Below are 14,697 nucleotides of genomic sequence, written 5' to 3'. Positions count from 1 at the left end.
TCTTTAAAGCAATACTATCAAAAGTAAATTATTAATTCAAAAAGCACAAAAAATGAAAAGTAATGCACCACTAAAAGCAGATAAAAAATCATCATCAATAGGAAATCAAATAATTAATAAATCATTAAAAATAAATAACATTGACGAAGGCGAACCAACAGATAAAATCTTAGTTCATGATTTTGATAATGAAGTCAAATACATAAATAATCCATTTCCTGATTTGCAAAACCAGATAGACAATAAACAGGAAATTCTTGATGCTGGTATTAATATTAAAACAATAAACGGCTCATCAATACTGGGATCAGGTGATTTAGTTATTGATAGCGAAAATGTTCAAGCAAATGCTGACTGGAACGCGACTAGCGGAGCTGGGCAAATTTTAAACAAACCAGCTTATTTTAAAGATATTATAACTGTAACTTATCCCGAAGATTTACCTGCTGTAGGAGATCCTTCTGTAATGTATATTACTTCCGCCTTCGGGAGTAAATTCTTTTTATGGGATGGCTCTTCTTATAAACAAATAACAAAAGCCAATGGTGTAAGACCATATTTATCTAATTTAATTATTAATGATAATTATGTTACTGCACATGGAGGTACGTTTGCTTTTACAAATACCATTTTTGGCAAGGATGCTTTTAAACTTGGTTCAGACCAAGATTCTGCTAAACACAATACAATATATGGCTGGAAAGCATTCTCTACAGCTAAAAATGCTTTTTATAATACTGTCTACGGTGCAAATGCTTTGGCTTCATGGGATGGCACTGGAGACAATACTGTTTTTGGATATGGAGCATTAGCCTCTTCTTTAACTGGAAATAATACTGCATTTGGTTCAAGTGCTGGAAATGAGCTAACAACTGGCACTGACAATTTAATTTTAGGAGCTAACTCTGGCAGAGGATTAACAACAGGAGTAGGCAATATTTTTGTGGGTACGTCTGCAAGTCCATTTCGAACAACTAGTAGCTACAATGTAGTTATTGGAAATTTTAATCCTAATCAGGGGGTAATAAACAATACGGTCATTATAGCTGATGGACAGCAAAATAAAAGAATTGTAATTGATTCGACAGGTAAAACTGTATTGCAAAATAAACTAAATATAATGAATGCACCTGTTTATGCTGATAATGCTGCTGCTACAGCAGGAGGTCTTGCGACGGGTGATGTATATCGTACACCAACTGGATTGTTGATGATAAAATATTAATCCTATCCTAAATAACTAAACAAATATAGATGAAAATCTATAACTAAATTCCCATAAGCTATGGCAATACAAACATTAGACACAATAAAAAACTGGTTTAGAACTGGTTTAAAACCTACACAAGCTCAATTTTGGGATACTTGGCAAAGTTTTTGGCACAAAAATGAAGAAATACCACAAAGCAGCATTGCCAATTTAATTAATTCTTTGGACAATAAAGAAAACAAGAATAATAAAAGTTTAACACTTTCCTCCTCATCAACAAACGACGATTATCCTTCTTCAAAAGCCGTTTATGATTTTGTAAATGAATTTGTAAAGAGTGAAAACAATTTAAATACTGGAGAAATAGTAGATTTGGTACAAACTAATTCTTTAATTCCTGGCAATTATTATTTAATTAATGATTTTCAAACCATTTACACGATTAATGGTTCAGACTCTTCTCCTGCAATAACTACAAAACGAATAGATTCTTTTATTTCAAATTCTGCAGCTTTAAATGGTGGGTACGATTTGAATTTAACTCTTGGAAAAAGTGTAGTGATCACAAAACTTCCGGAGGGTTATTCGGGTCCAATAACGGTTGGCTCAACCACAACTGTATCTGTAGTCGATCAAGGATATTATTTCTGTTTTGCTAATGGAATGGAAAGTATTCTTGGATTAGAATTTCAGTATACAATGCCAAGATATTCTAATGGCATTGCCGATAATATCGTGGTTAATGACGTTAATGGAAAACCTATTATTCGTCCAGGAGGAGTACTAAATATTGAGGTTCACAATAACACTCCGTACATGAACATGTCAGGAAGTGAAAATTTAGGAGTTCCTTTAGAGTCTATTATTTTAAAAGCAAAATCGACAAACGAATTTGAATTAGAAGGGAAATCCGTAACTTATCCTGACGATATTATCGAATACAGATTACCGGTTGAAGGAAATGTCGCTACAAAAGGAACGATACTAAGACGCTATAACAATGCCCTTAATATTGATTTAAGAATTGATTGGAGAGTACAACGTTACCGCAGATGGAAAATCTCGGCTGATTCTATTTTAAAAGTGCTCAATCAAGATCAGGCTGTTACGACTTTAACAGGATTTGCAAATACCTATCAATTTACAGCTACTAACTCCACTAAACTAACACCAGAAAGATTTTATATTGCTTATGATTTAGATTGCAAATCTTTAGCTATAGATGCTAACACAAAAATTATTGATTTTACCTTAGAGGTTAGTTCATATCTGCATGCCAAAGATTTCACTATTTTTAAATTGGATCAAAATCACCAGCCAGTCGATATTAAAATGATGAAAGTTTCAGGATCCTTTGAAAATAGTGTCATTCAAAATAATTTAGGAGACCTTAATTTTGATACCAATTTAGATATGCAAGAATTAAGCAATACAACATTTGTCTGTTCTGCGGTATGCAATGGTGCTTTTGTAAAAATTTCTGACAGTTTGTTTATGGACAGTTTGTTTATGTCTCCAGATTCTAAAGCTGGCCTATCCATTTCTAAAACAAAATCATTACCATTTTTGATAATAGGCGATACAAGTTCAGCTGAAATTTCTAATTGTGTTATTGGTATAAATAGTAACAACTACGGCGGCAATCCTGTGCCTCCAGTTAGATGGATAAGAATCGAGAGTATACAAAGTTCAATTTTAGATAAAGTTCTTTTAGGCGGATCTACGCCAAATTATAATTTTAACAATTCTGAAATTAGCAATTCTACTTTATTTTTCTACTATAACCAACGTAATGAAGATTCATTATGGTATACCAAAAATACTAAATTGTCATTCAATAATTGTTTAATGCTTTCCATGTCAATCTTCAACAGATCCAAAATTGGAAATGTTGCCTTTAATGATGTAGTAAGTAATGTTTTTTATACACCATCATCTGCATCCAAAAGAGATGTTTATGTCAATTCAACAGATTTAACTGAAATTAAAATTCAGATGAATAAATACAATCATAAATTATTCTATGAAGAGCGAAATGCTTCAGATGTTGCAACAATCACTACTTATGCAACTCCTTTGGCTTAAAAGGTTAAAGGTCATTCTTCAGAAAAAAGAATAAACATTTCAAATATACCGATACATCAAAGTCTATTGAAGACCTCAAATCCTCTATTAGACTTTGATGTATTTTTTATATTAAAAACCTGAGTTAAACCAATATAATTCAAGGCATAAAGCCAAAACAATTCTACTGAAACTACTGAAAACGAAACGTTTATTTTTCGTTTTTCAGTTCCCTATGCCTTACTTTTACATACTCTAATCCCACAATTAGTTTGCTAAAAAAGCACCAAAAAAAAGTTTCTGCTTTCAAAATATTTTAGAAAGCAGACGGCTCAACTATTCCTTTAACTCAAACATTCATATTAATAATTAAAACAATAACTAATCATGGATTATACACCAAAAGATTTAGGAGAAACACCTAAAACACCTGACATGAGCAATTTTAAAAATCCTCTAACACAGCGATCAGAAGGAAACATTTTTATCGACAAATTCAATATTACATCTTTAAGTACTTCTGAAAAAAGTGAAGATTTATATGAAGTGATCAAAAAAGAAAGTAGAGATAGTTCTATCTAATATCTCTCACAAAGCAAAATGACTTCAGCTGTAAAATTTGAGTTTTTAAAATAAAAATCCATCCGAAAAACAATCTTTAAAATCATAAAAAATGCCGAAAGAAACATCATTACATAAACTAAAAGAAAAACATGGTACAGTATTAAAACTTACCTCAGCAGATCAGTTAACGGCTGTTTATTGCAAAAAACCATCATTTGCTACATTTTTAAATTATCAGAGCATATACAAAGACAATCCCCATGAGGCGATTTTATTCTTATTTAAAGAATGTGTTCTTGAAACAGGAAATTATGATGACGAATTTATGCTTTCAGCAGGAAACTCAATTGTTTCTATGATTAAAAAAGATAGCGAATTTGCCATTGACGCGACACCCCAGAAAGACGAATTTAAAAAATCGGCCGCGCTTATCAGATATGCTTTTCAAGTAGATCCGTACCAATTATCTATGGAGGAGTTTTACAAGCTTTTGGAAGAAGCTCTTTGGTTGCAAAAACACAATGAGAAAAGAATGGAAAACACACTTATGACCGCTTTTGCACAAACATTTTCAAATTAAAAACAAAAAATAAATACTTATGAAATTCAATTTTAATGTAAACGAAATTCTAGAAACCAAAGACATTGAATATAGTGGTCTTAATTACAACGAATCGGAGTCTAAAGATTTTATCATTGACAAAACTGGAGGCGAATTTAATCTAAGAGTATTTGCTCCTTTAGTTTTTGAAGCTCTGGTAAAAAACGATCTTAATTTGCCAAGTTTACGAATAGACGCCGTAACTGTTAATTTAAATCGTTCAAAAGTCATCAAAAAAGAAGGAGTGGAAGGAAGAGATTCAACCATCAAAGAACATATTACAAATGGTGATTTTAGCATTTCCATAGAAGGACTGATTGCTAATGAATCTGGAGATGAATATCCGAAAGAAAAACTTTTTTTATTGAAACAATTCTTAAATGCACCGTATTCTTTAAGAGTTACACATGCCATTCTAAACCGCTTTGGCATTTATGAGCTAGTTATCGATTCGTATTCAATCCCTTCCATTTCTGGAACAAAAAACATTCAAAAGTTTACGGCAAGTGCCACCTCAGACGAAACTGTAGAACTAATAATTAGAGACAATGCTTAAACTAAATGCAAAAATTAAAGTATACGAAACGGTAAGCCTTATTCCTACTCCTAAATTTTACGAATTTAATTATGTAAAAAATGTAAGCATAAATAGTTCGTACAAATCACTCACTGATACGGCAACTATTGTAATGCCGCAAAAAGTATATACGGATACAAAAGGATTCGATCAAAACTTATTTACAAATGCCAGCGGAGAAGAAAAAACCATTCATGATTTCTTCAAACTTGAAAATTATATCGAAATCTTTTTAGGATACGATGGCGATTACAAACCTGCTTTTAGAGGTTACATCACAGGTGTTCAATCAGATACCAATGCTACAATAACCTGCGAAGACGCTATGTACGCTTTTAAAAAAGTAAAAGCCGTAAAAGACGATGATATCCAGGACAAAAAGGATCATCTAAATATTGTAGCGGTCAATCCAGCGACAAATGTGGATAGCTTTAATCCTAAAACTTTTTTCGAAAAAAGAGTCAAAGAACTAAAACTGCCATTTAAAGTAAATGCTCTCGATGAGAACTTAGGAAATATTGTAGTTAGTAGAAACCACAGTTTGGCTCAAGTTTTTGAAATGCTAAAGGACAAAGGAATTTACACCTATTTTAAAACCGAAACAAGTGGTCCCGTCCTTACGATTACCAATAATCCGCAACAGCATACTCCTAACGAATTATCAAGTTTTATTGATCGCAATTTTATTAAAAGTCCTCTAGCCGGAGCATTGGTAAAAAAGCTGATTAATGAAGGCCTTAATCTTCTCGGTTCTCAATTAAATAAAGTCATTCAGCCTATTTCTGGAGGTTTTTCCGGAAGGGTAAATTTTAGATTTCGTCATAATATTATCGAAGATAAATTAATAGTGGTCAACGAATCAAGCAAAAATACCAGAACAAGAATTGAAAAATACTTTAAGAATTCTAATACTCCAATTTTTGTGGAATTAGGAGATCCTAACGGTCAACTTTCAAAAACACACATTTTACACAACGATACCGAAAATCTTCCTCAAGATCCAACTTTATTTGAAAAAACAACTACAGAAATCGCATCAGAATTGTATCAATATGGAGCACTAAGAGCGATGCAATCCAAACCAAACGGATTTGAAGGTTATATTCTGACTTTTGGAGAGCCTTTTGTACGTCCGACAGATAAAGTAATTCTTGAAAACGCAAAGGACAAAGAAAAAAATGGAACTTTTCAGGTAGAAAAAGTAGAACGCAGTTATGGAGAAAATGGTTATAGACAAAAAATTTATTTAGGAAGAAGAGTCGAATCAGTTTAGAAAAAAGAAAAATGGGAAATATAAAAGATTTAATAAAAAATGTCGCTGCCAATAATCAAAATATTGAAACTTTTGCGGCAAAAGTTATCGAAATAAACAAAGAAGAAGACTCTCTTCATAATCCAGAAGATGCTTATACTGTAAACATCATGCGAGCTGACGGCGCCATTATCAAAAATGTGCGCCTAAAAGCTTCTATTCAGGATTTGGAACAAGGAATTATTTCGATTCCGAAAAAGGATAGTTGGGTTTTGGCCTCAATTATTGATGGAGTTGAAACTAGGGCTTTTATTTCTCAGTTTTCTGAAATTGAGCGCACTTTTATTCGTTTCAAAAATGAGCAAAATCACTATCTAGAAATTGATACTGATGTAAATAAATTTCAACTTTTATTTAAAGAAAAAAAAGACAGTGGTTCTTCTCCGGCTTCCTCTCCTACTTACCGAAATATTGCGCAATTCGAATTTACAAATAATAATTCCGCTCCAAATATCAACGCTTCTTTTTATGATGAAAATGGTACGGAAATTTCTAAAAGCAACTTCAATAGAGACGAACAAAAAATCAGCATAAATGAAGGGAATACAGTTTTTAATTTAAAGGATAAAGAAGTAAAAGTAACCATTAAAGACGGTTTTGAAGCTACAATTTCGGATGCAAAAACTTCATTTGTAAAAGACGATCTTATTTTTGAAATGGATAATAAATTTAAAATTGCTGTTGCAGGAAAAAGTTTAAAAACAAAACTAGAAGAATTAATTAACGAAATTGGCAAAATTACCGTAACTACTCCAGTTGGTCCATCTGGCCCTCCAATAAATTTACCTCAACTTTCTATAATAAAAGGAAATTTAACAGAACTATTAAAATAATAAAAATCATGCCTTTAGACATAGCAACCTTAAAAAAAGACATTAAAAAACTTTTAACTGAAGAGAACACAAAAAGAGATGACGGCACTACCTCTATCGATAACATTGTAAATCAATTAGGAGATGCTATTGACAAATTTGTCAGATCAGGAACGGTTACTACAACTGTAACAACTACAGGTTCAGCATCTGCTCAAGCCGGAACGGGAACGGGAAGCATCTCTTAATAAACCACAACTAAAAATGCCTCTTGCGATTAAACACAAGAGGCATTTTTTATCGGAAAAATTCCAAGATTATAAAATCCTAATTCAACTTCTTCCTCAAAGTCTCTTCCATTTCGTAAAATTTACTTTCGAGATCATGAATTTTTTCATAAATATTAATTGGGTCTGGCATTTGTTTCGATGCATACATACTCGCATACCAAACTTCCAAAATATCTTCAGCATAAATAGAATACATCGGGTAGTTTCCATCTCTATTATCCGATTTCAGAATTAATTTTCCGCTTTCTCTAATTCTATTTAAAACCCTTTTTACTACTACACCATCATTTTTACTGACAATAACATAGATTCTTCCATCTAATATATCATCAAAATTGTCAACGTATTTTCCAAAAAGATAATCGCCATCATGTATTGTAGTTGCCATTGAGTTTCCTTTAATTTCAAAACATCTGTAGGTACCGTTTTTCAACATTGGCATACTAAAAGACGGTAGTTTTTCCATGTACTCAGGATCTGCATATCCGTCCAAATATCCAGCACGAGCTTTTACTCCAACAAAATTGATATTTTCATCTCCATCTTCATTTACCGTTATAATTTTTGGAAGATTTAACCCAACAGTGGCAGTGGTTTTATTGGTAAAAATTTCTTCACTATCTCCAAAGAAATAATCTGGATTTACATTGCAATGTGTAATAATGCTTTGAAGAAGATCGAAACCTGGTTTTGTTCTTTTTCTATCTCCATCAGCTTGTAATCTTCCGATAGTAATGCTGTCGATTGTGGTACTGGTTACTCCAATTAATTTTGCAAATGAGTTATTATTTAACTTCAGTTCGTCTATAATACGTTTTATCTTAGTGTGTATTTCCATGTTTGCCGCGATATTTTTAAATTATGTAATATGTTTTACACTCGTTAAAACATTCCACTATATGTTGCAAAACTAAATAATATATTTCAAATTACCACATTCTTTTCTTTTTTTTCAACAAAATAGCTGATTTACAAACTATTTGTAACCCATTTCTTATTGTATTACTTGAATATCGGCAAGAAAAAATTAAATCATATTACTGAAATAACTGCATTTTTTATCTAAATTTGTTGGATATTTTAAAACATATGTTGTATATTTGTCAAAAAATAATCCATCATATGATTCTAAAAGATTTTTATACCGAAAAAAAGAGCGCAATCGAAACGGAGTTTTCTTCTAATGCGCCAGCTGTTCAACTTTACAGTGATGCTATTTTCAAAACAGCAATTGAAACTCCAGTTGTACTATTTAAATACGACAATATTGCTTGGGAGACATCATCTGAAAAAAACTATAAAGCAGATGTATCGTTTTGTTTGTACATCGTTTTACCTGTAGATACTATTTCTTCTACAAGTTATGCAAATGCATTTGAAATTGCCCAACGAGTTGACAAAGCAGTATTAACGACAAATAACACTAGTACGCTTATTGATAGCAATTCAACTTTTAAGATCAAAGAAAAACAGTATACAAATGAACATACATACTGGAACATAAACGATTATTTCATTTGGGAAATCACGTATAAAACAACTTTAGTCGAAAATACATTGAAGAAAAAATACATTCTCTTTAATAATGGATTAAATAATGGGGAGCTACAAGAATTAGGGTACGATTTAACTTCTGGAATAATCGAAATAAATCCAAATCAAGTGCAAGGAGAGATCGACTTAAATTCTAATTCTTAGCCTTCAATCATGTGAGAATCTATGCCTCACATAAAAAACAAAATATTACAAGCCAAAAACAACCTAAGCAAATTAACCCTACTTTTAAATACCACAGATGAAAAGAAGCAGAACACTATTAGACAAGAGAAGAGATTACGTTATTAACTATCTTAACAGAAATCAGGCGAAACAGATGAAAGTTGTTGTTGCTGAACTTTCGGACACTTTGTTCCTAACAGAACGTACAATCTACACTATTATAAACGAAGGGCTCGCTACAGAAGCCCGAGCGTAAACCACTGAAACTACTGGTTTTGACCGCCAGAAAAATTGGAAAAAACAACCTTGAGCTTTAAATTTGTACTCGCTAGCAAATACTAATTTATCTCTTGGCCAAAAGTAAAATTCAATAAAAAAAGCTATTTCTAAAAGTCATCCGAAAATAACAATTCTACTTTTTGGATTTTAGAAAAACAAACATTAAAAAACAACAAACACCTGTAAAACAGCAAATTAAACAATTTGCCACAGGCCTTCTTTTGCCTTTTTCTTGGCAAAACCATATTAATTTTTAACAAATAAACATTTTATATTATGAGTACATTAAACGATGTAGTAATTACCAAACTATCAGGCGGATTAGGAAGAAGAAATCCAGAACAAGACATGGTTTCAGGATTACTTTTTGACGGTAAACCACTTGAAAAATTAGAGTTAGACAAAGTAGAACGTTTGGCTTCATTAGAAGATGCTGAAGCATTAGGTATTACAGCTGCTTATGATAGTGAATCACAATCTGTTTACTACCAAATTCAACAATTTTTCAGAATGAATCCGTCAGGAGATTTGTATATTATGAAAACCAGAGCGGGTTCTGCTACCGACTATGCTGCTTCTTATGATGAAATTGTTGCAAAAGCTTCTGACATGCAGGAAAAAGCAAATGGAAATATTCGTCAGATGGCAATTATCCATGCAGGGCCTACAACATTTGAACAAACATTGGATGCCGTAGCGGTAGCACAAACGCAAGCTAATCTTGCTTATGCAGATTACATGCCTTTTGAAATTATTTTGGAAGGAAAAGGTTTTGATTCCGAATATGCTACTTCATTGGCTGAATTAAACGCGGAAAACGTATCTGTAGTCATTGCAATGGATGTTGAAAAAGCAAATGAAAACTATCCAAATTCGGCAGCAGTTGGATTGGCATTAGGGACAATTTCTAAAGCAAAAGTTTCTGAAAACATTGCGTGGATTGAAAAATTCAATCTTACAGGTGAAGGTTTTGCAAAAGCAGGCTTTGTAGGTGGAGAAGAGATTAAAAATCTTGGAATTTTAAGCGACTTAAACGAAAAAAGATACATTTTTGCAAGAACTCACACTGGTTTACCAGGTGTTTACTTCAATGATAGTTCTACTTGCACAACAGGCACATCAGATTTCGCGTATGTAGAAAACAACCGTACGATCAATAAAGCAACTCGTTTATTACGCACTGCTTTATTGCCAAAATTAGCTTCTCCGGTGTTAGTCGATATTGATGGCAAATTACCACAGTCTGTATCGAAAAGCTTTGAAAGCCTATGCAGAAGCGCTTTAGAAGGAATGGTTGCTAACCAAGAGGTATCTGATTTTGATGTTTATGTAGATCCAAAACAAAACATTTTAGCAACTTCAGAATTAAAAGTAAAAGCAGAAATCACTCCAATTGGCACTGCCCGTAAAATTATGGTTGATTTAGGTTTTAAAAATCCTTTTGGAATCGACAAAGCATAATTTATACTTCACAGAAAATAAAAAATCACAAATTTTATCGCCTTGATTCGTTTGCTTTAAGCACAAACAAAGCAATGTGATAGCTCCTGATCGTTATCGGGATTATTAAAAAACAAATAAAGCTACATATGAATAAATTACCATTAATTAACGGACAACAACACAGCTGGTCATCAATTGAAGTAAGTATTGCAGGCAATATCGTAACTGGTATTACAGCAGTAAATTATAGCGACTCAGTTTCTAAAGAAAACCATTACGGAGCTGGAGATATGCCAGTACATAGAGGAAGAGGTAAATATGAGGCTAAAGCTTCACTTACTTTATACAACTACGAAGTTGAAGCCATCTTAGCGGCTTTGCCAAAGGGACAAAGATTACAAGATATTAATCCTTTCAGCATCATTGTAAGCTATTTAGATGACAGCAATGAAGTAATTACACACACTGTAAGAAACTGTGAATTCAATTCAAACAGCAGAGGAATCAGCCAGGGAGACACCAAAATTGCTGTTTCTTTCGATTTGATCTGTTCTCATATCGAGTGGAACTAGTCAACCAAAAAAATAAACTTTCTTAACCTGTAGATTGTTTAAAAACCGATTCCAAAGAGAAAACCAATACATCATGCGTTACGCAAAAAAGAAGTTCTAAGAAACATGATTTTTGCAAGCAAACTATTTCATCTGCTCTTTGGGAGTCCGTTTTAAACATTTTACCTACTTCACAAGGCTGCGCTGAGCATTTTCGTCCTGAAATGAAGCTCACGCAGCCTTTTTTTTAAAACTAAAAACGATTTTTAAAATGAAAGCAACAGAAACAGAAACCACTGAAGTTTTAGACGGAAATATCACTCAGGCACAATTAAACCAATGGAAATACAAACATAAAAAGGTAGTAAAACTGACTATTAATGATGATGATGACACTACCCTTTTTGCCTATTTTAAAAAGCCAGATATGAGCATTCGTGCTGCCGTGTTACAAGCTTCAAAAATGGATGAATTCAAAGCTTTGGAAGTATTATTCAAGAATTGCTATTTGGGAGGCGATGGAAAAATCGAGCAAGAAGATGATTTACGTCTCAATATTACTACTGCATTTTCAGATCATATTCAACCTAAACCAGTTAAGATAGAAGTCCTTTAAAACAACTCTTTATTTTCTTAAAACATCAAAAATCATGATTGTTAAAAATCACAATATAGAACTAAAAGACACCAGTGCCTCTGAAATGGCTAGGTTTAGACAAATGATGCTTAGCATTTGGCGTCAGCAGATTGAGGATGATAAAAATGGTGCTGAAATGCTCAAATATGCTGGAACCTCGAAAATTAGCAATAATTTCAAGCTTGTTTCAGTAGGTAAAACTATCGAAAGTCTTAAAAATAAAATTGGAAAGGTTTATGAAAAAATGTTTTACCATGAGTTAGTTGATGTTGATGATAGTATGCCAGACGGTTTTGAAAGTTTTAGTTATGAAGATAATCAGGGAAACATAAAAGAAGGCGGTGTTCTTTTAAAGTGGAATATTTTTAAGGGCATAAATTTAATGGTAGAAACTTTTCAAGTTTCTATTGAAATTGGAAATGAGCACACCAATTTTACACTAACAATTTTCAACAATGATTTAACTGAAACTGCATTCAAATTTATTGTACATGATTTTGATCTTTTCCTTGCCTTATTTAAATCATTAGGAGTAAAATATACTGAAACTGGTAATAAAAATATAATTGATCAATATCTCAAAAAAGTAAAAGATGCTAAAGATGACCCTAACAAATTAGATGTTATTTATGAAGCTTTTCCAAAGACTCTGCATGGAAAAGTAAGCGATACAGATTTACATAAACATCTAGATCTCATATTAAATGACATGTATTATTTTGGAGGTTCTGCTGGCACTAATGAAGACAAAGCCATAATGCAAATTCTTTATGCTATGCAAGACAGGCAAAGCTTGTACATGATGCTCCGAGATATTGACTTACTTTATAAAATATATTCAAAACTTCAAGGAGAAGAAAGACAAGATTTAATCCGTTTTTTAACTCGTCTAGTTGCTGAATTTGATACATCAAAACCAAAAGATATTGTTTACTTTGAAAACACTTATTATTTATTCAGAGATGTTCATGTAAAAACGGATTGGTCTGGTGGAAAAATTCTAATAAATAATTATAAGGATCGAACAAAAATGACTTTGAGTAAGGAATTTGAAGGTCCGATGGAAAGAAACGTTCCTGAGTATTATATTAACCATAAATCTTATAATCCCTTAGCAAAATTAAATTTTGGAACAAAGCTAGGAGATTTAGGAGAACAAGTTGGAGATGAAAACACTTTTGTTCTTGCGTTGAAACTCCATGATATGGCTACCAAACAATCTAATTGGGATTTGTTTAATGTCGCTACAGATTTATTAAGCTTATTATCTGCTTATGGAGCATTGCGTATCGTTTTAGCCAAAGGAGTTCCTCTTGCAGCGAGAGTTCTTGCTACAACAGTTCTAGCAAAAGATATTGCACATTATGCCATGTTAAGTAATGGAACCATAGAAAAATGGCATGACAATGGATATGGATGGTTGGCAAATCTTTGGATTGCATTTAGCGTAACCGTAGATCTTGCCTCTTTTGGTTTACCTAATTTATCTAAAATTGCAAGAGAAGGAAATGCAGCAGCTGAACTTGCAGAAACTGCAGAAGATGCCAAAGAAATTAGAAGAGTTACAAATGAAGCAAATGAAATTGTTAAAGCAGAAACGGGGAAAGATGTTTCTAAAATGTCTGATAAAGAATATGAAGATCATTTTGATTTTTTAACAAAATGGGAGGGTAATCCTAAAAAATTCAAAACAGGCTATTTAGGAGCAAAAAAATTAAATAGAAAAGAAATTAAAGAATATATCAAAAAAATAGACGAAATTTCGGAAGGAAAATCAAGATTAATTTTACTTCCAAAAGGTCACAAATTATTACAAGGCAATAAGGCTGGATTTAACCCTTTTAATGGCAATCTTTATTTACAAAAGGGCTTAACAGATTATGAAGTTTTTCATGAATTTAAGCATTTTGAAGAATATAGAATTCTAGGAAAAGATGAATATACGAAAGGCATGAAAGCTATAGGTGGAAATCCTACAGAAAATCTAATTAGAACATATAAAAGAGAAAAATATGTTTTTGATGAAATTATGAAAAATAAAACTAGATTTAGTGAAGCTCAATTAAAAGATGCACAGAGATATATTAATGAGATCATTCAAGACTGCATAGATAGCGGTATTGATGTAACAAAAATAAAATAGATTATGGATACAAAAGAACAAATAATTGAAAACTTAAAAAAATGGCTAAAAACCACAGATGTAATTTCATACGATAAAGATATAGATTTTAGATGTAGAGACAAAGAAATCAAAGAATTAAGAGATGGAAAAACACAAAAAGAAGTTTATGTTGTGTCCTTTAAAACTGATGATATTATAGAATATGGTGAATCTGGCGAAATTGTTTCTTTATTTGAAGGAATGTATTGTTTTGCTTATTTTGATGCCGAAACATTAGAACTCCTTTACATAATGAAAAAAGCTGGATACATTGAAGCTGATGGATCTTATTAATTGACCTAAACTTCAAACTCATTTAACACCCATTTTCTACTCAAGAAAATGGGTGTTTTTTTTATCATTTATCCTCTCTTTAATGTGCAAAATAAATTAACCAAACACAATTATTTTTCAACTGAAACTACTGATTTACAAAGCCCTATTATTTTTCAAAAACAGCATTTGAACGTATCT

16 protein-coding genes are annotated in these 14,697 nt (G+C 32.1%); 15 read left to right on the top strand and 1 reads right to left on the bottom strand.

All coding sequences use genetic code 11. The annotated features are described in order from the left end of the window. Positions 1-52 precede the first annotated feature (52 nt). The 8 genes from ABTV69_RS10405 (at position 53) to ABTV69_RS10370 (ending at position 7,388) form a co-directional block, all read left to right on the top strand. Positions 53-1,225 carry a hypothetical protein gene (locus ABTV69_RS10405; RefSeq protein WP_433836073.1) on the top strand — a complete coding sequence of 391 codons (1,173 nt, stop codon included), beginning with the start codon at positions 53-55 and terminating at the stop codon, positions 1,223-1,225. Between the two features lie 60 nt (positions 1,226-1,285). Further along, on the top strand, positions 1,286-3,295 hold the full coding sequence (locus ABTV69_RS10400) for a hypothetical protein (RefSeq protein ID WP_433836071.1): 2,010 nt from the start codon (positions 1,286-1,288) through the stop codon (positions 3,293-3,295). A gap of 366 nt (positions 3,296-3,661) precedes the next feature. Next, the gene (locus ABTV69_RS10395) at positions 3,662-3,856 is read left to right on the top strand and encodes a hypothetical protein (protein ID WP_433836069.1); all 195 of its coding nucleotides are present in this window, start codon (positions 3,662-3,664) and stop codon (positions 3,854-3,856) included. Positions 3,857-3,947: 91 nt separating this feature from the next. Next, positions 3,948-4,418, top strand: a complete 471-nt coding sequence (locus ABTV69_RS10390) for a hypothetical protein (RefSeq protein WP_433836067.1) — start codon at positions 3,948-3,950, stop codon at positions 4,416-4,418. A gap of 19 nt (positions 4,419-4,437) precedes the next feature. After that, positions 4,438-4,995: a DUF6046 domain-containing protein gene (locus tag ABTV69_RS10385; RefSeq protein WP_433836065.1), complete on the top strand. Its 558-nt coding sequence runs from the start codon at positions 4,438-4,440 to the stop codon at positions 4,993-4,995. Beyond that, on the top strand, positions 4,988-6,289 hold the full coding sequence (locus ABTV69_RS10380) for a hypothetical protein (RefSeq protein WP_433836063.1): 1,302 nt from the start codon (positions 4,988-4,990) through the stop codon (positions 6,287-6,289). Before ABTV69_RS10385 ends, ABTV69_RS10380 begins: the two co-directional genes overlap by 8 nt. An 11-nt stretch (positions 6,290-6,300) precedes the next feature. Continuing rightward, positions 6,301-7,161: a hypothetical protein gene (locus tag ABTV69_RS10375; protein ID WP_433836061.1), complete on the top strand. Its 861-nt coding sequence runs from the start codon at positions 6,301-6,303 to the stop codon at positions 7,159-7,161. An 8-nt stretch (positions 7,162-7,169) separates the two neighbouring features. Further along, entirely contained in the window at positions 7,170-7,388 is a 219-nt protein-coding gene (locus ABTV69_RS10370) for a hypothetical protein (RefSeq protein ID WP_433836059.1), read from the top strand. Between the two features lie 79 nt (positions 7,389-7,467). Here ABTV69_RS10370 and ABTV69_RS10365 read toward each other — a convergent pair whose 3' ends face one another. Beyond that, positions 7,468-8,268, bottom strand: a complete 801-nt coding sequence (locus ABTV69_RS10365) for an XRE family transcriptional regulator (protein ID WP_433836057.1) — start codon at positions 8,266-8,268, stop codon at positions 7,468-7,470. A 284-nt stretch (positions 8,269-8,552) separates the two neighbouring features. On the opposite strand from ABTV69_RS10365, the gene ABTV69_RS10360 reads away from it, so the two are divergent. The 7 genes from ABTV69_RS10360 to ABTV69_RS10330 all read left to right on the top strand — a co-directional run bounded on the left by ABTV69_RS10360 (position 8,553) and on the right by ABTV69_RS10330 (position 14,517). After that, entirely contained in the window at positions 8,553-9,128 is a 576-nt protein-coding gene (locus ABTV69_RS10360; RefSeq protein WP_433836055.1) for a hypothetical protein, read from the top strand. 97 nt (positions 9,129-9,225) lie between these two features. Then, complete coding sequence (locus ABTV69_RS10355; protein WP_433836053.1) at positions 9,226-9,405, top strand: hypothetical protein; 180 nt, start codon at positions 9,226-9,228, stop codon at positions 9,403-9,405. A 299-nt stretch (positions 9,406-9,704) separates the two neighbouring features. After that, positions 9,705-10,889 carry a DUF2586 domain-containing protein gene (locus ABTV69_RS10350; RefSeq protein ID WP_433836051.1) on the top strand — a complete coding sequence of 395 codons (1,185 nt, stop codon included), beginning with the start codon at positions 9,705-9,707 and terminating at the stop codon, positions 10,887-10,889. 128 nt (positions 10,890-11,017) lie between these two features. Next, positions 11,018-11,443, top strand: a complete 426-nt coding sequence (locus tag ABTV69_RS10345) for a hypothetical protein (protein ID WP_248729710.1) — start codon at positions 11,018-11,020, stop codon at positions 11,441-11,443. A 250-nt stretch (positions 11,444-11,693) separates the two neighbouring features. Continuing rightward, positions 11,694-12,038, top strand: a complete 345-nt coding sequence (locus ABTV69_RS10340; RefSeq protein WP_433836049.1) for a hypothetical protein — start codon at positions 11,694-11,696, stop codon at positions 12,036-12,038. A gap of 34 nt (positions 12,039-12,072) precedes the next feature. Next, the gene (locus tag ABTV69_RS10335) at positions 12,073-14,202 is read left to right on the top strand and encodes a zincin-like metallopeptidase toxin domain-containing protein (protein ID WP_433836047.1); all 2,130 of its coding nucleotides are present in this window, start codon (positions 12,073-12,075) and stop codon (positions 14,200-14,202) included. 3 nt (positions 14,203-14,205) lie between these two features. Then, positions 14,206-14,517, top strand: a complete 312-nt coding sequence (locus ABTV69_RS10330) for a hypothetical protein (protein ID WP_433836045.1) — start codon at positions 14,206-14,208, stop codon at positions 14,515-14,517. The last annotated feature ends 180 nt before the right edge of the window (positions 14,518-14,697 follow it).

This window comes from Flavobacterium anhuiense (genome assembly GCF_050990855.1).
In the GTDB taxonomy this organism is placed as follows: domain Bacteria; phylum Bacteroidota; class Bacteroidia; order Flavobacteriales; family Flavobacteriaceae; genus Flavobacterium; species Flavobacterium anhuiense_C.
This window is presented reverse-complemented; position numbering and strand designations above follow the sequence as displayed.

Coding starts and splice junctions, on each gene's coding strand:
- ABTV69_RS10405 (WP_433836073.1), top strand. CDS start 53: ATGAAAAGTAATGCACCACTAAAAGCAGATAAAAAATCATCATCAATA.
- ABTV69_RS10400 (WP_433836071.1), top strand. CDS start 1,286: ATGGCAATACAAACATTAGACACAATAAAAAACTGGTTTAGAACTGGT.
- ABTV69_RS10395 (WP_433836069.1), top strand. CDS start 3,662: ATGGATTATACACCAAAAGATTTAGGAGAAACACCTAAAACACCTGAC.
- ABTV69_RS10390 (WP_433836067.1), top strand. CDS start 3,948: ATGCCGAAAGAAACATCATTACATAAACTAAAAGAAAAACATGGTACA.
- ABTV69_RS10385 (WP_433836065.1), top strand. CDS start 4,438: ATGAAATTCAATTTTAATGTAAACGAAATTCTAGAAACCAAAGACATT.
- ABTV69_RS10380 (WP_433836063.1), top strand. CDS start 4,988: ATGCTTAAACTAAATGCAAAAATTAAAGTATACGAAACGGTAAGCCTT.
- ABTV69_RS10375 (WP_433836061.1), top strand. CDS start 6,301: ATGGGAAATATAAAAGATTTAATAAAAAATGTCGCTGCCAATAATCAA.
- ABTV69_RS10370 (WP_433836059.1), top strand. CDS start 7,170: ATGCCTTTAGACATAGCAACCTTAAAAAAAGACATTAAAAAACTTTTA.
- ABTV69_RS10365 (WP_433836057.1), bottom strand. CDS start 8,268: ATGGAAATACACACTAAGATAAAACGTATTATAGACGAACTGAAGTTA.
- ABTV69_RS10360 (WP_433836055.1), top strand. CDS start 8,553: ATGATTCTAAAAGATTTTTATACCGAAAAAAAGAGCGCAATCGAAACG.
- ABTV69_RS10355 (WP_433836053.1), top strand. CDS start 9,226: ATGAAAAGAAGCAGAACACTATTAGACAAGAGAAGAGATTACGTTATT.
- ABTV69_RS10350 (WP_433836051.1), top strand. CDS start 9,705: ATGAGTACATTAAACGATGTAGTAATTACCAAACTATCAGGCGGATTA.
- ABTV69_RS10345 (WP_248729710.1), top strand. CDS start 11,018: ATGAATAAATTACCATTAATTAACGGACAACAACACAGCTGGTCATCA.
- ABTV69_RS10340 (WP_433836049.1), top strand. CDS start 11,694: ATGAAAGCAACAGAAACAGAAACCACTGAAGTTTTAGACGGAAATATC.
- ABTV69_RS10335 (WP_433836047.1), top strand. CDS start 12,073: ATGATTGTTAAAAATCACAATATAGAACTAAAAGACACCAGTGCCTCT.
- ABTV69_RS10330 (WP_433836045.1), top strand. CDS start 14,206: ATGGATACAAAAGAACAAATAATTGAAAACTTAAAAAAATGGCTAAAA.